Annotated in this window: 16 protein-coding genes; 10 read left to right on the plus strand and 6 right to left on the minus strand. The window is 58.7% G+C overall.

All coding sequences use genetic code 11. The annotated features are described in order from the left end of the window. Window positions 1-156: 156 nt before the first annotated feature. The gene (locus AC0L3C_RS03520; RefSeq protein WP_473407161.1) at window positions 157-2,202 is read left to right on the plus strand and encodes an NF038122 family metalloprotease; all 2,046 of its coding nucleotides are present in this window, start codon (window positions 157-159) and stop codon (window positions 2,200-2,202) included. A gap of 44 nt (window positions 2,203-2,246) precedes the next feature. On the opposite strand, the gene AC0L3C_RS03525 is transcribed toward AC0L3C_RS03520, so the two are convergent. Further along, a complete protein-coding gene (locus tag AC0L3C_RS03525; protein WP_473407162.1) occupies window positions 2,247-3,281 on the minus strand; it encodes a dTDP-glucose 4,6-dehydratase in 1,035 nt (344 codons plus the stop codon). Window positions 3,282-3,377: 96 nt separating this feature from the next. Here AC0L3C_RS03525 and AC0L3C_RS03530 point away from each other — a divergent pair, with 96 nt between their 5' ends. Further along, a complete protein-coding gene (locus tag AC0L3C_RS03530; RefSeq protein WP_473407163.1) occupies window positions 3,378-4,415 on the plus strand; it encodes a lysylphosphatidylglycerol synthase transmembrane domain-containing protein in 1,038 nt (345 codons plus the stop codon). On the opposite strand, the gene AC0L3C_RS03535 is transcribed toward AC0L3C_RS03530, so the two are convergent. After that, a complete protein-coding gene (locus AC0L3C_RS03535; RefSeq protein ID WP_473407164.1) occupies window positions 4,407-5,090 on the minus strand; it encodes a WbqC family protein in 684 nt (227 codons plus the stop codon). The genes AC0L3C_RS03530 and AC0L3C_RS03535 overlap by 9 nt on opposite strands. A gap of 96 nt (window positions 5,091-5,186) precedes the next feature. On the opposite strand from AC0L3C_RS03535, the gene asnB reads away from it, so the two are divergent. The 6 genes from asnB to AC0L3C_RS03565 all read left to right on the plus strand — a co-directional run bounded on the left by asnB (window position 5,187) and on the right by AC0L3C_RS03565 (window position 11,329). After that, on the plus strand, window positions 5,187-7,019 hold the full coding sequence (asnB, locus tag AC0L3C_RS03540) for an asparagine synthase (glutamine-hydrolyzing) (RefSeq protein WP_473407165.1): 1,833 nt from the start codon (window positions 5,187-5,189) through the stop codon (window positions 7,017-7,019). A 40-nt stretch (window positions 7,020-7,059) separates the two neighbouring features. Further along, window positions 7,060-7,575 carry a GNAT family N-acetyltransferase gene (locus AC0L3C_RS03545; protein WP_473407166.1) on the plus strand — a complete coding sequence of 172 codons (516 nt, stop codon included), beginning with the start codon at window positions 7,060-7,062 and terminating at the stop codon, window positions 7,573-7,575. After that, window positions 7,572-8,711 carry a DegT/DnrJ/EryC1/StrS family aminotransferase gene (locus tag AC0L3C_RS03550; protein ID WP_473407167.1) on the plus strand — a complete coding sequence of 380 codons (1,140 nt, stop codon included), beginning with the start codon at window positions 7,572-7,574 and terminating at the stop codon, window positions 8,709-8,711. Before AC0L3C_RS03545 ends, AC0L3C_RS03550 begins: the two co-directional genes overlap by 4 nt. A gap of 158 nt (window positions 8,712-8,869) precedes the next feature. Continuing rightward, the gene (locus tag AC0L3C_RS03555; RefSeq protein WP_473407378.1) at window positions 8,870-9,910 is read left to right on the plus strand and encodes a radical SAM/SPASM domain-containing protein; all 1,041 of its coding nucleotides are present in this window, start codon (window positions 8,870-8,872) and stop codon (window positions 9,908-9,910) included. 12 nt (window positions 9,911-9,922) lie between these two features. Next, window positions 9,923-10,978 (plus strand): radical SAM/SPASM domain-containing protein, encoded by a 1,056-nt coding sequence (locus AC0L3C_RS03560; protein ID WP_473407168.1) that lies wholly within the window; start codon window positions 9,923-9,925, stop codon window positions 10,976-10,978. A 12-nt stretch (window positions 10,979-10,990) separates the two neighbouring features. Continuing rightward, a complete protein-coding gene (locus tag AC0L3C_RS03565; protein ID WP_473407169.1) occupies window positions 10,991-11,329 on the plus strand; it encodes a hypothetical protein in 339 nt (112 codons plus the stop codon). A gap of 8 nt (window positions 11,330-11,337) precedes the next feature. Here AC0L3C_RS03565 and AC0L3C_RS03570 read toward each other — a convergent pair whose 3' ends face one another. Continuing rightward, complete coding sequence (locus tag AC0L3C_RS03570) at window positions 11,338-12,213, minus strand: glycosyltransferase family 2 protein (protein WP_473407170.1); 876 nt, start codon at window positions 12,211-12,213, stop codon at window positions 11,338-11,340. Between the two features lie 330 nt (window positions 12,214-12,543). On the opposite strand from AC0L3C_RS03570, the gene AC0L3C_RS03575 reads away from it, so the two are divergent. Beyond that, entirely contained in the window at window positions 12,544-13,104 is a 561-nt protein-coding gene (locus tag AC0L3C_RS03575; RefSeq protein WP_473407379.1) for a class I SAM-dependent methyltransferase, read from the plus strand. 45 nt (window positions 13,105-13,149) lie between these two features. Here AC0L3C_RS03575 and AC0L3C_RS03580 read toward each other — a convergent pair whose 3' ends face one another. Then, window positions 13,150-14,928 (minus strand): hypothetical protein, encoded by a 1,779-nt coding sequence (locus AC0L3C_RS03580; protein ID WP_473407171.1) that lies wholly within the window; start codon window positions 14,926-14,928, stop codon window positions 13,150-13,152. A 204-nt stretch (window positions 14,929-15,132) separates the two neighbouring features. Here AC0L3C_RS03580 and AC0L3C_RS03585 point away from each other — a divergent pair, with 204 nt between their 5' ends. Continuing rightward, window positions 15,133-16,116 (plus strand): class I SAM-dependent methyltransferase, encoded by a 984-nt coding sequence (locus AC0L3C_RS03585; protein WP_473407172.1) that lies wholly within the window; start codon window positions 15,133-15,135, stop codon window positions 16,114-16,116. Window positions 16,117-16,208: 92 nt separating this feature from the next. Here AC0L3C_RS03585 and AC0L3C_RS03590 read toward each other — a convergent pair whose 3' ends face one another. Together AC0L3C_RS03590 and AC0L3C_RS03595 are read right to left on the minus strand one after the other, a co-directional pair. Further along, a complete protein-coding gene (locus tag AC0L3C_RS03590) occupies window positions 16,209-18,188 on the minus strand; it encodes an HAD-IIIC family phosphatase (protein ID WP_473407173.1) in 1,980 nt (659 codons plus the stop codon). Continuing rightward, complete coding sequence (locus tag AC0L3C_RS03595) at window positions 18,185-18,451, minus strand: acyl carrier protein (RefSeq protein ID WP_473407174.1); 267 nt, start codon at window positions 18,449-18,451, stop codon at window positions 18,185-18,187. Before AC0L3C_RS03595 ends, AC0L3C_RS03590 begins: the two co-directional genes overlap by 4 nt.

Consider the following 18,451-nt stretch of genomic DNA (forward strand, 5'->3'; position numbering starts at 1 on the left):
CCCTCCCCCCCCCGCCGGCCTTTCTGGTCCCCCCCCCCGGGCCCGGGCCGGCCCCCCCCCCCCCGCCGCGGGGGGGGGGGGCCCCCCCCCCCCCCCCCCCCCACGACCGACGACGCCAGCGCGACTTTTTCCACCGACATCAATTCCAACCTGCTGGTGGGCGTCGCACTGCACGAGCTGACCCACGCGATGGGCCGCGTGCCCTATGGTTCGGCCCCAGACATCTTCGACTTCTACCGCTTCACGAGCCCCGGTACCCGTCTTTTCCAAGGCAGCGCGACCGCGCCTGCGGCGTATTTCTCACTCGACGGGGGCAATACTAAGATTGCCGATTATGGGCAGAGCTCCGACCCGAGCGACTTTCTCAACAACGGCGTGCAGGGGTCCAACGACCCTTTCAACGAATACTATACCAGCACCACCATTCAGGGCTTGACGGCAATCGACCTCAAGCAGCTCGACGCACTCGGATTTCATCTGGCGGTCAAATCGCCGACGACAATCGAGTCCTACGGATCGACGAGCCTGGTACAGGCCGGCAGCAATTACTTCATGAACCCGGTCGCCGGTGGAGCTGGGCCCGAGCTGCAATATGGCGGCGCGCCAGTTGCAGTGGGGCAGTTCGGGTCCTGGACGCCAATCGCCGCGGAGCAAACGGCAAGCGGCTATGAGGTGGCCTGGAAGCTCCCTGGCAGTAATCAGTATTCCATCTGGTTCACGGATAGCAGCGGCAATGAGACATCCAGCACGGGCGGCATCTCGGGAAGCAGCTATACGCTGACCTCGCTGGAAAGCAGCTTCCATCAGGATCTGAACGGCGACGGCACCATCGGGACTGTGGTTGCGACGACGACGATCGAGTCGTATGGGTCGGCCAGCCTTGTTGAAGCTGGCAGCAATTTTTATCTTGCTAGCATCAGCACCGGGTCCGGGCCCGAGCTGCAATATGGCCGCGCGCCAGTTGCAGCGGGACAGTTCGGGTCCTGGACGCCAATCGGCGCGGAGCAAACCGCAAGCGGCTATGAGGTGGCTTGGACGCTCCCCGGAACTAATCAGTATTCCATCTGGTCCACGGATAGCGGCGCTAACGAGACATCCAGCACGGGCGCCATTTCGGGGAGCAGTGCTACGCTGATCTCACTGGAAAATAGCTTCCATCAGGATCTGAACGGCGACGGCACCATCGGCCCGGTGGTTATCACGACAACGATTGAGTCGTATGGGTCGACCAGGCAGGTCCAGCTCGGCAGCCATTTCTATCTTGATAGCATCAGCAGCGGGATCGGGCCCGAGCTGCAATATGGCGGCGTGCCAGTTGAAGCGGGGCAGTTCGGGTCCTGGACACCAATTGGCGCGGAGCAAACGGCAAGCGGCTATGAGGTGGCCTGGAAGCTCCCCGGCACTGATCAGTATTCCATCTGGTTCACGGATAGCAGCGGCAATGAGACATCCAGCACGGGCGGCATCTCGGGAAGCAGCTATACGCTGACCTCGCTGGAAAGCAGCTTCCATCAGGATCTGAACGGCGACGGCACCATCGGGACTGTGGTTGCGACGACGACGATCGAGTCGTATGGGTCGGCCAGCCTTGTTGAAGCTGGCAGCAATTTTTATCTTGCTAGCATCAGCACCGGGTCCGGGCCCGAGCTGCAATATGGCCGCGCGCCAGTTGCAGCGGGACAGTTCGGGTCCTGGACGCCAATCGGCGCGGAGCAAACCGCAAGCGGCTATGAGGTGGCTTGGACGCTCCCCGGAACTAATCAGTATTCCATCTGGTCCACGGATAGCGGCGCTAACGAGACATCCAGCACGGGCGCCATTTCGGGGAGCAGTGCTACGCTGATCTCACTGGAAAATAGCTTCCATCAGGATCTGAACGGCGACGGCACCATCGGCGCTCTCCCGACGGCGCCTGCCAGCTCGGCACCGCAGGCCGTCTGGACGACAACCGACGGTCATGACACATTTGTCTTTGCGCCAAATTTCGGTCAGGTCACCATTGCGGATTTCAAGCCAGGAACCGACACTCTAAATTTCAACCAATCAGTGTTTGCGAACCTGAACGCTGTACTGGCGGCTATCCACGATGACGGATTCGGCAATGCCGTAATTGCGAATGCAGCACATGACACGATCACGATCCAGCACGTTACCACCGCGCAATTGCTGGCGCACCAAGGCGACTTTCATCTTCTGTCGTGAGGATATTGCGTCTGGCCTTGGCGCGTCGAAGCCAGTTCCTCCGATCAGTGAAATTCCTTTTTCCCCTCGGCAGTCGTGATCGGGATTTTCCGCAAGAAGAGTTGCCGGGACCAGCGTTCGCCATTTGCGCGGTACCAGTCGATCGTGCGGCTCAGCCCCTCGCTCCATGTCAGCGTTGGCGTCCAGCCCAGGACGCGCTTTATCTTCGACCAATCGCCGGTGTGGCGTACGACCTGGCCGGGCCGATCGCCAATGAACTCGATCCGATTCCGTGGGTAGTTCATTTGCGTCGTTATATCGTTGGCTATTTCGATGATTGAGCGATGCTCGCCGCTCGCGACGTTGAATACCTCGCCGTTCACCAGGTCGCTGGGCGCTTGCATAACAAGATCGATCGCCCGACAGGTATCTCCGACATAAACGAAGTCACGCGCGGCATCGCCAGTGCCATGGACGGTCAGTGTTTCGTTGAGCAACGCACTGGTAATGAAGCGTGGAACGAGCTTCTCGAGGTGCTGCATCGGTCCGAAATTGTTGAAGGGGCGAACAATGACGACGGGAATCTTGTAAGTGGCCCAATACGAATAGATCAACCGGTCGGCACCGCACTTGGCGCCCGCGTAGGGGCTCATCGGGTTTAGCGGATGATCTTCATTCATGGAGGCCGTGTCGGCGTTTCCATAAACTTCCGAACTTGAAATGTGGATAAATCGCTGGACCTTGTTCTTGGCTTTCACTACCGCGTTGGCGACGGTCTGGGTACCGAGTACGTCGGTTTGAAAGAACTGAAGGCTGTCGAAGATCGAGCGTGTCACGTGCGTTTCCGCCGCAAGATGGATAACGATGTCGGCGTCCTCCACAAGGGTGTCCACCAGTGCCGCGTTGCAAACATTGCCGTACCAAAGGCGCAGGCGCGCGTCATGCGAGTGGATCATCTCCGGCGGAAGATTCTCGATCGTGCCTGCGTAAGTCAGGGCATCCAGGACAATGATGCGATCAAGCGGATACTTCTCGGCAAGGAAATGAACTAGGTTCGCACCAATGAATCCCGCGCCACCAGTGATCAGAATAGTCCGCATATCAAATCCGCCAGTGGTTCGGCTCGCCGCATGCCAAAAAAGGCTGAATATCCCGCTACTTCCCAGAAGTTCCGAGCTTGGTAGGAATTTGCGCCAATGAAGTCAAGTACGTCAGCCTTCTCGGCCACCGGGGCATTGTGGCGAAGGCCCAGCGCGGCCACACTCGTCAAAATCGGCGTAGGCGTGGCCGCTATTTGTGCGCTCGTCTTTTTTTCAAAGATAGACCTCAAGGCCCTCGCTGCGCTTTCCAGCCGGCCCGCCGCGGTCGTCTGCATCGCGCTGGTGTTCGCGACCCTTCCGATCGCGGCGCTGCGGTGGATGGTTCTGCTGCGCGCATTGGGATTGGAAATATCGTTCGGTAAACTCTATCATATCATTGCAATCACCAATCTTTTCAATGCGCTTCTGGTCGGACCTGTCGGTGGGGACGTCGCGCGAGCGGTTTATGTCTGGCGGATCGTGGGTCACAGCAGCGCCAGCGTGGCTTCCTCAATCGCGCTGGACCGGCTGTTCGGCCTGTTCTCGGCGTTCAGCATCGCGATGATTTACATCGCCTTCAACTGGACCTGGATGAAGGACATACCGGTGCTGTTTGCGCTCGGAACCTCGGTCGCGCTGGGCTTTACCGGAATGATCGCTGTGGCGGGCGCTATCCTGACAATTCCCAATCTCGTCCAGCCGCTCGAAAGGCGGCTGTCTGGATGGTCGCGACTGTCCTCGCTGTTTGGATGGATCAATCGCACCGTGCGCTCGATGCGCGCTAATCCCCTCGCGCTGCTGGGCGTCCTTCTGCTCGCTTTGCTGTCGCAAGCCGTAACCGTCCTGGCTGTCCTGGTTATTGGCGATGCCCTGGGAATCCAGACGTTGCGGCCGATGGATTATATGCTGGCGGTGCCGGTCACGCTCGTGGCGAATTCTCTACCGCTCACTCCGAACGGCTTGGGCATCGGCGAGGCTTCATTTGATCAGGTCTGCCGCTGGCTCGTGGCATCGTCGCAAAATGTGCCGTATTCCAGCGCCTTTTTTGCGTTCCGGATCTTGGGAGTCGTCGCGTCGCTCTCGGGTCTGGTCTCCTTGTTCATATACCGGAATGCCGACCTCCCGGAGGGCGCTCGAAACCCAGCATCAGGTTGAGAGGATGCCGAGTGAGGCCGGTCCTTCGTTTAGAAGCAAATCGATAGCGGAGAGATAGGCGACGAACGGCCCATGCTGCTGCAGGTAGATCGGATGGCTGTAGTCTTGCCAGATCACCTCCACTCCGCTCTTGGAAAATTTGTCGACGTCCAGATAGTCACGCGCGGCGCTGCCGGAGAGATAGCGTGTGGCGCCGAAGTGGAGGCAGAGCGCCAGCAAACGCTCGCTGCGTTCCCCCGATATCCCGAGCTGAGACGCGCGGAAACAACGAGTGGTGATACCCAGTGTCAGGGCGAGCCATTCGATGATGGCCAGATCGAGATCCACAAGTCGGTCCCAATGTCGGTCGAGAAGAGGGCTCAGCTTGGGGAGAACGGCTTCGACAAACGGGGCGCGCGAATAAAACTGCCGAAGTGTCGCCAGATGCTTGCGTTGCCAGTCGCGACGGTAATCGATCTCGACATCCAGCACGCATTGTCCGAAACGACCGCTGTGCAGGACCGGTACGGTCAGCCAATTGGCGCCCTTGGGGCCCTTTACCTGATTTCGATTGCGCCAGCCGTGTTTGTCGAACTGGACGTCGTCCAAATGGACGAAAATATCCGCACGATGCATTTGATCGAAATATCCGAGCCACGGCAGGTATCCGGGCTGCAGGACGACCAGGGTTGTCACTGGGCAAAACCTTTTGACTTGGCCAAATCATGCTCCTAGTAACATACGCTCGTGAGCGCAAGCATCTGATTTTCCTCCAGGGTTTTGGCCTAGATAATGTGCGGTATCGCCGGCTTTACCGGTCTTCCCAGTCGAACTTTGCTCGAGCGGATGACCGAGAGCCTCCGTCACCGCGGCCCCGATTCCGCCGGCCACTGGGAGGGAAACGGCATTTCGCTGGGGATGCGGCGGCTCGCGATCATCGACGTTGAAACCGGCCAGCAACCGGTCTTCAACGAAGACGGAACGGTCGCCGTCGTGTTCAACGGAGAGATTTACAACCATTTGGAGCTGCGCGCGGACCTGCTGCGGGCAGGGCACCGGTTCAGCAGCGATCACTCGGATACCGAGGTGATCGTCCACCTCTATGAGGAATTCGGTCTCGATTTTGTTCAGCATCTCAACGGGATGTTTGCGATCGCGCTGTGGGACTGCACGCAGCGCAAATTGATTCTGGTGCGCGACCGGTTGGGCATCAAGCCACTGTATTTTGCCTTGACGGCCGGCAATCTGATATTTGGATCCGAGCCGAAAGCGCTGCTTATTCATCCGGATGTATCGCGCAGCCCGAACTTCGTAGGCATCCACCACTATCTTTCGTTAAAGAACGTTCCCGCGCCCGGCAGTGCATTCAGGGATATCGAACAGCTTCGCGGCGGCGAACTGGCAGTGTTCGATGGGAGGGATATCAAGCGGCAGCGCTGGTGGCGGGCGGATTTTTCCAAGTGCAGCGATCTCGGAGAAGCCGAGGCCGCGGGCCGGATCCTCGATCTACTGCATGATAGCGTCCGATTGCAGATGCGTTCGGACGTACCTTTCGGAGCCTATCTCTCCGGTGGCGTCGATTCATCGACAATCGTTGCGCTGCTCGCGAAGATAGGCGGCAGAAAGCTCAAGACCTTCACACTGGTCTACAACGACGATTTTCTGAACAAGGAGAGCGATCGGATCTTTGCACGGAAGATGTCCGAGCGTGTCGGCAGCGAGCACCATGAGCATCTCGTCACGTTCGAGGATCTGCCAGACAAGCTCGACCACGTCGTCAGCGCATTCGATGAGCCGTTTTCAGGGGTCATTTCCACTTATTTCCTGACCCAGTCGATCGCCGAGCATGTGAAGGTTGCGCTCTCGGGGGATGGCGCCGATGAGATGTTCGGCAGCTATCTCGCGCACAGGATCGCGCAACCGCTCGACGACTATACTGCCGGCCGGATCGAACTGGCTGCCCGGTCGACGACTCACGCCGACTTCGTCCGGCTGGCCGGCCTTGCCGGACGCGGCGACGAAGCCGCGCAACGGATGGGACTTTATTTGCTCGATGACGAGCAGAAACGCGGGTTGTATTCTCCGATGATGTCCGAAGCGATCGGCGAGGCCAGCACGGAAGGTATGATCCGGGCCATATTGAGGGACTGCCCGAGCGGCGACCCCTTGAACCGCTCGCTATTCCTGGATCAGCAGACCTTGTTGCCCGATCAGGTTCTGCCGTTCGTGGACAGGCTCTCGATGGCGCATTCGGTCGAAGTGCGGCCACCTTTTCTGGATCACCGGTTGGCGGAGTTTGCCGCGACGCTGCCCGGCAGCATGAAAATAAGCGGCGGCCGGGTGAAGCATATCCTGAAAGAGGCGGTAAAAGGCCTCTTGCCCGCCGATCTGCTGGCCCGTCCGAAGGAGGGCTTCATCATGCCCGTCAACGAATGGCTTCTCGGCAAGCTTCGCCCTTATGTTCAGGCCGCGCTTGCCCCCGAGAGGCTTGGCCGCCATGGATTGTTGCGGGGGTCGGCCGTTCAAGGCCTGCTCGACGAGCACTATTCGGGCGCCGCAAACCGTGGAAACCAGATCTGGAACCTGCTGATGCTTCAACTCTGGTGGGAGCGATATGTCGGATAGGGAGCTACAATTCCCATCCCTACAGGACGAGGTGGTCTGGTTGAGGCCGCTGGAAACCGACGACGTTTCGACGACGGTTGCATGGCGCAATGATCCTGAGATCCGTGATCAGATCCTGAGCTTTCGATTTCCCGTGACCCATGTCATGGAAGCCAAATTCATCGATCGGGCCACATCCGGGGAAGGCATCGATCAGTGCGTGCTCGGCATCGTGGATCGATCCGATCAGGCTCTCTGCGGACTGGTTTACCTGCGCGACATCGACTGGATTTCGCGCCACGCCAGTTTCGGCATCATGATCGGCAGGAAAGACAGGCAGCAACGCGGATTGGGTCGGCGGGCGCTGAAGCTGATCCTTCATCACGGGTTTTTCGTCCTCAATCTGGAGCGAATCTACCTTTACGTTGCTCAGTATAACCATCGCGCGATCCAGCTCTATGAGAAGGCCGGATTCGTGCATGAAGGGCGGCTGCGTCGTCACGTTGCGCTGGATGGCGGATACCATGACCTTCTCGTGATGGGCCTGTTGAGAACCGAATTCGAGAAATTGAAATGAAGCGTCGTATTGCATTCTATCGTCATGACTTGGGTAAGCCGGAGCTCGACCTCGTCGCCGAAGTCCTGGATGGCGAAATTCTGACTACGGGCGAGTATGTAGGCCGCTTTGAAAGCAAGTTTGCCGAGTTTCTCGGGCGCCGACATGCCCTAGCGGTAAGTTCGTGCACGGGTGGACTTCACGTCTCGCTCATGGCGCTTGGAATAGGCGAGGGCGACGAGGTCATAACCACTCCGATGACGTTTATTGCAAGCGCAACGGCGATCCTCGAAGCCGGCGCGACGCCGATATTTGTCGATGTCGAGCCCGACACCGGGAATATGGACGTAAGCAAGGTCGAGGCGGCCATCACGTCGCGGACGAAGGCCATCCTGCCGGTTCATCTTTACGGGTTGATGTGTGACATGCGCGCGCTGCGGGCGATCGCCGATCGCTACGATCTCAAGATCGTCGAGGATGCGGCCCATTGCGTGGAAGGCAAGCGCGATGGCGTCGGTCCCGGTGAACTGGGCGATGCTGCTTGTTTCAGCTTCTATGCCACCAAGAACCTGACCTGCGGAGAAGGGGGCGCGATAGCGACCGACGACCGTGTCCTCTACGACCGGATGCGCCTGCTGCACCTCCATGGAATGACGAAAACGGCATACGACCGTTCTCGCGAGGGATACACGCACTGGGACATGGTGGAGCTTGGTTGGAAGTACAACATGAGCAATATCGAGGCCGCGCTATTGCTTCCGCAGTTTTCCAGGCTCGAATCGAAACTCGCGCAGCGGGCCGAGCTTGCCGCGCGATATGACGAATTGCTGGCTGATGTTCCGGGGGTGACCAGGCCGGGGAGGCGGGACGCCACCCAGCACGCTTGGCATGTCTACGCAGTGCGGGTGGCTGCCGACAAGCGCGACCGTCTCATCGAGGCGCTCAAGGCGGACGAAATCGGGTGCGTCGTCAATTATCGCGCAATTCATCTGCTTAAATACTTCAGGGAGCGATATGGCTATCAGCCGAGCGACTTTCCCGTGGCGGAACGAATAGGCGATGGAACCATTTCGCTGCCATTCTATCCGGGGATGCCCCATGCTGACGTGGATTATGTTGTGGGCAGCCTGGATCGGGCGCTGCGGCGAAATTGCTAGATTTTACAAGGCCCTCTAAGCTGATACTGGGCATGGCTTGCCGATTGGGGTAAATCGGAACATAGTTGATTATACCACCTCGACAAAAGAGCTTGCTGTAGTCTGTTTGGCTCGGGCAGGTGGTATATCGCCCGTTCTCAACAGATTGGCTCATGATCATGTCGACCGATACGAACTTCGCGCTGCTCCAACCTCATCTTGAAAACGAAGTTCGGCGTCAGCAGCTTCTCGGAATCGAATCGCGGCTGCGGGATCATAGCTATCCCCCGCAGTTGGTGATCGAAAATACCTCAGTCTGCAATTTGACCTGCATCCACTGCAGCCACGGCGAGCTCATCCGCAAGAAGCGGCACATGAAGCGCGAGCTGTGGGACAAGATCGTCGAAGAAATCGGCGCCAACTCTCCCCAGACCGAAATCTGGCCGACCTTTTACGGGGAGGCCTTGATTATGGGTTACAAGAGTGAAATCTGGGACCGCATCGACTATGCCGACAAGGTCGGATGTCGCAATCTGGTGTTGAATTCCAACGGAACGCTCCTCAACCGCTGGGACAATATCGACAAGATTCTCGCATCCCCGCTTCGACGCTTCATCCTAAGTCTCGATGGATTGTCGAAAGAGACGTTCGAACTGGTCCGCGAGAAGGCGAAGTGGGAAGAAGTCTATCCGGCCGTCGAAGAGCTCTGCCGCCGCCGGCTGGCCAACGGTCAGACATACCCGGTGATCACGGCGCAATTCTCGGCGATGAAGCAGAACGCGCACGAGGTTCAGGCCTATCGCGAATATTGGGAAGCGCGCGGCGCCGAGGTGAAGGTTCGGCCGATGTTGGAATGGACCGCTACGGGCACGGTACGCACCGATACCATCAAGCACGACACGGACTTCCGGATAGCTTGCCCCTGGGGCAACAACACCATGGCGATTCACCAGGATGGCTCGGTCGTTGCGTGCGCGGTCGACTATGAGGGCAAGTTCAAGGTGGGTAATGTCGCCGACATCTCGGTCAAGGAGGCGTGGGACAGGCTGGGTACCCAGCTCAGGCGGCTGCACAAGGCCCATCGCTGGGACGAGATTCCGGATCTGTGCAAGGGATGCGGCGACTGGCAGGTTGCTGGCGCGGAGTACACGGAAGAAGCCGTCGAGGGAACGCGGCCATTCTGGTATTACGACGAGGAAAAGAAGGCAGCCCAGGGCTGACGATTGACGGGAATGACGATGACCAACCCATCCGCCACCGCTGCAGTTTCGACGAGCCAGTACGGACTTCGTCCCGAAGCGTCGGAATTTCCGATGATGCTGGTGCTGTCCTACGTCTATCCTTGCAACGCATTGTGTCCGCACTGTCCGTATACCAACTCAAATATTCGCAAGGAGTATCAGGACGCCCCTCATATGCCGGAGCAGACCTTCAGGAAGATCGCGGACGAGGCCGGAAAATACGGCGCTTATCTGCGGATATCCGGAGGCGGCGAGCCTATGCTGCACCCACAGGCGGTGGAACTGCTGGTCTATGCCAAACAGGTGGGTTGCAAGATCGGCCTGATCACGAACGGATCGCTCTTCAATGAAGCTAAATCTCTCGCCTTGCTCAACGCCGGCGTCGACATGATCGAGTTCTCGGTTGATGCCCGCGATCCCGAGACTTACGCCGTGGTTCGCAAGGGGCTCGATTGGAACGAACTGGTCGAAAACGTGAAGCGCATGGTCAAATTGCGCAACGCGCTGAAGAGCCCGTCCAAGATCATTGCCTCGGCCGTCGCCCAGACCGGCGTCGACGCGTCAGCTGTTGAAAAGTTCTGGGTTGAAGAAATCGGCGTCGATTATCTGATTAAGCGAAAGTATTTGACCTGGGGCGTCAATACCACGCTCGATCCCTCGCGCTCGGCGGATCCCGCAGCCTATCTAAATACTGACGAAGTTCCTTGCCCGTTCATTTTCGAGCGTCTCAATATCGATTCGCGTGGCAATGTAATGGTGTGCGGCTACGACATTTCCGGCAACACCAGCATGGGCAACGTCAATACCGATTCGATCGAGAACATCTGGCACGGCGAGGGATTCCGCTTCTACCGTGAGAAGCATCTCGCGGGACAAGGCAAGGACATCGCAATGTGTGCCGGCTGTCCCGACTGGAAATATCGGTCCTGGGATCACAATTACTGGAAGGTCGTCAAGAACGCGGAAGCTGCGCGTGGCACTAAAATGGCGCGGCTCGGCGAGCACGAAGATTTTCAGGGCATGGTGGACTCTCAGACCAGCGCATAAGAGAGCGATCCGATGAGCCTCAAGCTGGGCGGTCATTTGTTCACGGGTCCGTTTCCGGTCGATTCCGTGGTGGTCCGTGCCAACAAAGTGCCGGTCGTCTATGCGATCATCGCCAAGGGTGGCCAGTCATGGGCACCCCGATTTCGCGTGATCGACGTGGGCGCCAGTCCGGATAGCGGCATCAGCCTTGCGGACCACCCGTCGCGGCCAAACTGGCTATGCGCAGAGGGGGAGGCGTTGGGAGCGTACATGCTCAATTTGCCTCGGTCGGAGCATAGTCAGGCCGGCCGCGAGCGCCTTGCCGAGGAATTGCGCGGGCTCTATGGGGCGCCCAACGACTACGTGGCCTGATCTGGTCTTCAGCGAAAGTCCTCGAACAAGGGGATGACAATCTTGAGCACTTCTCGGTTGAGCACGAAAGGTTCCGAAACGCGCCAGATCTTCCGGTTGGCCGCTTGTTGCCGGGCGTCGCGCCGGTATTTGATCCCCCATGCCAGCCAATTGCGGAACGTGTCGACCACGGAGCGCAGGACCGTTCGAAACTTGGTGCCCTTGGCCTCGCCCAGGGTGCGCGGGATGAAGCGGATCGGTACCTCGATGATGCTCGCTCCACGGGCATAGCTCTTCAGCAGAAATTCAGGGTTCACGAACGACGTGCGGCCGACCATGTCGAGCGATTGGACGAGGCTGGTGGGATAGAAGGTGATATTCTGGAAATCGTGGAATTTGGCGCCAAACAACAGGCGGAGAAGATAGTAGTTTCCGAGCGAGACGGCCGCTTTCCGAAACGTGTCCGAGCGTTTGTTGACCCGATAAATCGAACGCAGCACCGGAATATAACTGAGTAGGCGGATCGGCACCGGGCGGATTCCCTGCACTACGTCAAAATGATTGAGCAACTCAAGAAATATCCGGAGGTTCTTCACATCGTATGACCAGTCGACGGTTTGCCAGAACAGGAATTCCTTGCTGGCATTGGCGACCGCCGTGCGGCACGCAACGCCTACATTGTAGTTACGGTCATGCCGGATGATCTTGAGCCTCGGCTCCTTCTTCGCATATACCGCGAGTATTTCCGGCGTGCGGTCGGTCGAGCCATCGTCCACGAAAACGATCTCGTAATCGATCGCTGTTGCCGCCAACAGCGCGAAGGCGCGATCTAGAAAAGCATCGACAAGCTCTTCTTCGTTCAGCCCCCATGCCAGCAGTGACACGCCACGGCCAAACTTTTCCAAATCGATGGCTCCCTTCCAGCAAGCGATAGATGCCTCGCCACGAACCCGCAACGGCCAAAGTCGGGGGCATCAAGAGGATGAGGGGGCAATCTCCCACGATCTACGATAGCGACTGCAACCGAAACGTCAACGCAGGCCCAGTTCAGCAAGTCCAGTCAAGGCTGCATTGGATTCGAGGGGGGCTTGACTCTGCGCGCGCCGGACGGTTGTTTCGTTCCTCCTGGTCCACCGAAGTGCGACCGAAGCGCTGTTGAAGGGTTGGTCAAACGCGTGAGCGAAGACAGAAAAGGCGTCTGGCGGGTATTGACCCATCCCGTAGTCTACGAAGCCGTGCAGCACCTCGCCGGAGCAAGACGCTGGCTGCGTCGATTTGCGCGAGACACGATAAACGTTCTTCCCGGCGAATGCCTGCTGGACATCGGATGCGGACCGGGAGCTCTGCTGAATTACCTCCCGCCCATCACCTATATTGGGCTCGATCGCAATGAAGCCTATATTGCCCAGGCCAAGCGTGTTCATGGCGACCGCGGTAATTTCGTCTGCGATGATGTCGCAAACTTCCGTGCCCTTGGATTTCCGCTCGCCGACGTCGCTGTAGCCATCGGCTTGCTTCACCATCTTGACGATGACCTCTCGCGAGAGCTTTTGACGGCCGTGGCGAAGACACTGAAACCGGGGGGACGGCTGATCACGGCTGACCCCTGCTTTCACCCCGGACAAAGTCCGATTATAAGATTTGTCGTCGCCCACGATCGCGGTCAGAATGTCAGAAATTTTGCTCAATATGGAGAACTGGTCGGGTCCCTCTTCCCGAAACCCAGGATGTCACTGGAGGGCAGCCATTTCCCGTTTCCGCATTCTGTGTGCGTCGTAGAGGCGACACGGCCGTAGAGCTTTTGATGGCCGCAACGGCAGGTGGTTACGACGACGCGATGTTCATTCGACGAGTGGCTTCCAGAGGACGTGCTCGACGCAGGGAGTTCCCATGCAAGCGTGTCCGACCGTCTGATATCCATGGGGAAAATCAAGGCCCAAAGAGCTCAGGATGGAGTCGGGGAGAGCTTCTGTCGTGCCGGTGGCGCTTAGGACCCACCCCTGGCGCAGATGTTCAAGCGGCACGTGGCTAAGCGTTTCCCGCACGTAGGCGGCGCTCCCGACATAACCGCCACTGAGCCAGGGTATTCCGGGCGCCTCACCGCCAAGCGCAAAAACAGTGCCCGGGGAGGCGCCGGTCAGGTCGATGATAGGCGTTCCCGCTTTGAAACCGTGCGCTTCGGCAGCCTCTTGCAGGTCGGTAATGTAGGTTGCTGTGGATTTGTCTACCAGCAGCACCGAGGCAAGCGCACCGATCCGCACGGGTTCGGTTTGCGTCCATAAGGGGCTGGGGAGGCGATAGGGGTCTGCTACGGCTCCAAGCAGGATCGCCACGGTGAGTGCCGCCGAAAACATCGTGGCGCCCGCCACAGATCGATCCCGGTACCCTTCCGGCGCCGCTGTCGCCAGAATGATCGTGGCGGAAAACCAAAAGACGGATGCCTGACTGGCATGATAGATCACCCTGGTTCCCGAGCCCAGCGAGTAGATCGCCGGAAGCGCGATGACGAGGGCAGCGAATGCAAAGCGCATTTGCTCTCTGGAGAACGCCCGCTTGATTGCCAGAGCCAGGCCGAAAGCGATCAACAGCGCCATCGGGGATATCAAAGCGACATAGTACTCAGTCGTGCTGCCGCTGGCGGCGCGCCACTCGCCCACAGTAATTCCGATCCCTATAGCAGTCGCAACAGAGAGAGCATTGACAAGCCATGTCGCACGCCTGGTCACCCACAGCACGATGTTCGCCCAGCAGAACCAGATACCGAGGATGACCAAGATCTGAAAACGAAGAGGCGGGAAGGTCACGAGTTCGATGACTGGGTCGGCCACGGACCTCCATATTGAGGACGGTCCATGCGTGGGACTGTGGATCGCCAGCATCTGCATGCCGGTGAGCTTCCGCTGAATAAAAGCGTAGAAATTGCCATCCAGCACCATGACGACTGCGGCGAAGAAGACGACCGAAAATGCCGCGGTGCAAGCTGCAAATAACAGTGAACGCCGCGATCGAAAGATCAGGAGCCACCCGAGGGCAATCAGCCCCGCTCCGATGGCGGTTGTGGGCTTAGCAAAGGCAACAATGGACGCGCCGAGAGCGGTGAGCATGGCCTGGGCGACGGTCACCGGGACGGCCGTATGGTTGATGCTTGATCCGATTGGCGGCGTCGCAAACGCAAGCCCAGCGGCGAACAAGAGCAGTCCGCACAGGTTCAGTTCATTGTAGCCGGGCGTAGGCACCCAATAGACGAAATTCCACAGACTGCCCACGGTGACTGCCAGGATAACCGGCAGGGCAAGGGGAGTGTGCAAACGCTGAGAGACGATCCGCCATATCGACCAGCCAAGAAGCGCCGCCGACAAACTCAGCGTCGCGGCTCCGGCCAATCGGAAGCTTCTGATGTCGCCTCCAACCAGTTTGTAAAGCGGGTGCCAAAGGATGCCAAACTCGCTCACCGACCAGGGATAGATAAACGGATCGGATATCCAGATAAGATAGTGCGAATCGTCGGTGAAGTCGTAACCTCTTCCCATGGCCCAAAACAGAATGATCCAGCAAGCGACAAAGCTAGCTATGATCGGCGCAGAAACCCATGCCAACCGGATTGTTCGAGTTTGATGCATCTAGAGGGTCCGGGCCTGATGTCCAACCGCCGCCCAAATCACTTAGCCTAGAAGCAGGCGATCGCAAAATGGCAATCGCGTTTTCGTATTGTCGCGAAACGCAGGCTATTGGATGCGAAAACCAGGCTTTGTCACTGGAAAAGCTATATACTGCTGGGCGCCTGCAGCGCGTTATGGTTCTGTAAGGAGTGAACCATCTTTTTGATGACAGTGCTGGTAGCGCCTTCGGGTTGCAGGAAGTGTTCCGGTTCGGAAGAGCCGATGCGAGGATTGCGGGGATTCATGGCTGGGGACGATTCGGCGGCAGCGAGCACAATTGGCAAAGTGATCGTGGAATTCGACAATATCCGCACATCTTGCCCATTGTGCGATTCGGCCGATCTTAGTCGAGAGTTCAGTCTTAATTTTTGTGAGGCAGTTCTGTCATGGGACAGATGCTTGGCATGCACTCTGGTTTTTCAAAATCCGCAATTATCGCCTGCGGGGCGAAGAACGCTCTACAGGGCGTCGTCTTACTTCGGGGGCAACAGCCTGTCGGCGTACGACGACTACACGAAGCACGACGCTGTGAGAATTGTGCAGAGCCGTCGTCGCCTCGATTTGATCAGGTCGAGAGCTGGAATTGCGGGCGGCGCGCTATTGGACATCGGCAGCGCAAGCGGTTTCTTCGGGTATGCGGCGGCACAACGTGGCTTTGATGTAACCTGCGTCGAGCCGGACGAATCTATGTGCGCCTTTGGCCGGTCTAGATACGGCCTCGATATGAGAGCCGAGACACTTGAAACGTTTGACCCTAGAGGTTGCCTGTTCGATGTCGTTACCTTATGGGGGACAGATTCGCATTTCGAGAATCCATTGGAGGGATTTCGCAAAATCAACTCGATGCTGAAGCCGTCGGGATTGCTGGCAATGAATTTTCAGGATTTCGATCACGCGATACGGAAACTTTTTCCCGGCATCAAACAGAGTTGGAATTCAAGCTACAATCTCTCCGAAAGGAGTATGCAGGTGCTGATGGACAAATCCGGATTCTCAATCCGCTCTAGCAGTGCCGAGTGGCAGCAAACTACGCTTGGGCATATCGCGCGGGGTACGAAATTGGCGATCCCGCGCCTGATGCAGGGCCTCCCAATCAGGGTGTACGCGATCTCGTTCAATTTCCTATTGGCCGAGAAGAAACCAGAGTAGTGACGGTTCTCCGCCGTTACAACTATTCCGGCTTTACAGGCGCTCCCTCCGGTAACCGGAGATACAGCGTATTGAGTGGCACGGAGCAATTTTCAGGATCTACCTGCCAACACGAGTTCGTGCTCCTGCTGCTCCACTTCCACCGGCAGCCTCTTCTCAATGTAGTCGCCGACGGAGAGCTGCCAGGTGGTTTCGCCGTCCGCTTGCGAGCCGGTCTGGACAAAACCGAGCCGGCTGAAGTGATCGCGAACCAGGCCGTTCTTGGCGGTTGGAATGTAGCGGCCGATGATTGCAGTGATCCCCCTCCGGCGGGCCTCCCCGACCAGGTACTGAAGGATGGTTTCCTCCACGCGCCTGCCGAGAACGCGGCAGGACATGATCCAGCTGTCGACTTCCCAGCTCTGCCCGGTCTGGCGGCAGATGACGGTCGAGATCATTCCGTTGTCGCCGAAAATATCCGCAAGGCGCGCCTGTACCGTAAAGACATCGGGCCTCGACTGCAGCGCGGTGATTTCGGCTTCGCTGTAGCGGCGGGTGGTGAGATTGAATTGATTGGACTTCGTGATCAGCTGCACGATCCGCTTGCGGCCGGCGCTGTCGAACGGCGCGATCGACAACGTCATTCGTAGCGAGAGCAGATAGTCGTTGTGGTCGCCGATCCGCTCGAGCTGGGCGGCGCGTAGCGCGTTCGCCTTGTAGAAGCCGGCGCGCTGCTGATCCTCGTGCGAAAAGCCGGCCTGCTCGAAATACCCCGCGGCCTGAAACACCGGCAGCCAGTCGCCCGGATCCTCGGGCAATTCGGGGACGGCAACGCCGGGAAGCGCATCGCGGACGCGTTTGCGTTCGGCGGGGTTGTCATCGAGGAATACGAAGGAATCGAGCCCCAGGTCTATCGCCTCCGATATCGCCTTGATGTTGGCGGCCTTGTCCTCCCAATTGACCCGGAAGGCAACGATGTCGTCCTCCTTCAGGATCATTTCGGGATGGTTGCGGAACGCATCGAGCGCAATTGTCTCGTCGTTCTTCGAGGAAACGCACAGGATGATTCCACGTTCCTTGAGCGACAGCGCCATCCGCTGCAGCGCCGAATGCGCTTCGCCCAGCGCGCTGCCATTGCCGAGCGCGAGACCCTCGATGCCATCGTCGCCGACGATACCGCCCCACATGGTGTTGTCGAGGTCGAGAACCAGAACCCGGCGCGACCGTCCCATCTGCGCCGCCAGGATCCGCATGATGTTGTCGGCGTAGAGCGGGATCATGGCGGTCGCGAACGGATATTTCGCGGCATACCAGTAGCGTCCGGCGGACCACGCGGACTGTCCGACCAGTCCGGCCAGCGCGTTGACGTCCAGCACGAGGCGCGAGTCCTGCCGCGCCTTGAGCGCCAGGCCGCGGTTGAACGCGCTGGCGAGATAACGCGGGCTGCCCGGCAGGCCGAGGTCCATGTTGAACTGAACGGCGTCGGGATCGCCGGCGAGCGTCTGCAGGATGACGGGACGGGCGGTAGCTGACTCGGCCGCTTCGGCAATTCGCCCGATCCGGCCGACGGCGGCTTCGACGGTCTGCGCCGCCACCGCTTCGTCGCCGAGCGGAGATGCGAGCTTCAGCATGCGATTATCGGAGGCCACCAGTACGAAGTCCGGCGGGTTTTTCTTCAGCTCGTCGCCGTTCCTGTCGAGCCATGGTTCCGGCTCCTCATATTCCGCGATCGAGACCTCGAGCAGAAATTTGAACCGGATCGCGGTGCCGATCAGGGCATCGGACATATGCGAGACGGTGCTGGCCGACAGAATCAGGATCCGGACCGGCACGAAGCCGTGTTTCCGCGCCTCGGCAGCGAAGGTGGCGGGTGCCGACTTGAGGACACCGGTGATTTTCCGCCCGAGCATTCGAAGATCGGCTTCGCCCCAGGCCGCCTGCGCCAGTGTCTGCAGGAATTGCAGCGCCTGCAAAGGCTCGGCCGGCATCGACGCGAGCCGCTCGCGCATCCTGCCGGAAGGGCGCGGGAGCCATGGCAGGGCCTGCACGAGCAGTCTCGTTGCCTGGTTCGTTGGCGCCTGGGGTTCACTCACCGCGAGCGTTCCTCGATCAGCTTGACAAACTGGCGCACCGAATTGATCTGTTCGATCTCGGTGAGATTGAACTGAATGTCGAACTCGCTCTCGATACCGCTCACCAGTCGGATATGCGCCAGGCTGTCCCAGGCGCTGAGATTCTTCTGGCTGGTTTCGGCCCCGATCACCAGACCTTCATCGTCGAGTTCGGCGCGGAATACGTCCTGAACCCTGGCCAGTATGGCCTCCGACGAAGTCAGTCCTTCAGACGCGTTCACCAT

This window comes from Bradyrhizobium sp. WSM4872 (genome assembly GCF_055811715.1).

What these genes read in the sequence shown, in the direction of transcription:
- AC0L3C_RS03525 (WP_473407162.1), bottom strand. Translation starts at nt 3,281, where the DNA reads ATGCGGACTATTCTGATCACTGGTGGCGCGGGATTCATTGGTGCGAAC.
- AC0L3C_RS03530 (WP_473407163.1), top strand. Translation starts at nt 3,378, where the DNA reads ATGAAGTCAAGTACGTCAGCCTTCTCGGCCACCGGGGCATTGTGGCGA.
- asnB (WP_473407165.1), top strand. Translation starts at nt 5,187, where the DNA reads ATGTGCGGTATCGCCGGCTTTACCGGTCTTCCCAGTCGAACTTTGCTC.
- AC0L3C_RS03550 (WP_473407167.1), top strand. Translation starts at nt 7,572, where the DNA reads ATGAAGCGTCGTATTGCATTCTATCGTCATGACTTGGGTAAGCCGGAG.
- AC0L3C_RS03555 (WP_473407378.1), top strand. Translation starts at nt 8,870, where the DNA reads ATGTCGACCGATACGAACTTCGCGCTGCTCCAACCTCATCTTGAAAAC.
- AC0L3C_RS03560 (WP_473407168.1), top strand. Translation starts at nt 9,923, where the DNA reads ATGACGATGACCAACCCATCCGCCACCGCTGCAGTTTCGACGAGCCAG.
- AC0L3C_RS03565 (WP_473407169.1), top strand. Translation starts at nt 10,991, where the DNA reads ATGAGCCTCAAGCTGGGCGGTCATTTGTTCACGGGTCCGTTTCCGGTC.
- AC0L3C_RS03580 (WP_473407171.1), bottom strand. Translation starts at nt 14,928, where the DNA reads ATGCATCAAACTCGAACAATCCGGTTGGCATGGGTTTCTGCGCCGATC.
- AC0L3C_RS03585 (WP_473407172.1), top strand. Translation starts at nt 15,133, where the DNA reads ATGACAGTGCTGGTAGCGCCTTCGGGTTGCAGGAAGTGTTCCGGTTCG.
- AC0L3C_RS03595 (WP_473407174.1), bottom strand. Translation starts at nt 18,451, where the DNA reads ATGGTGAACGCGTCTGAAGGACTGACTTCGTCGGAGGCCATACTGGCC.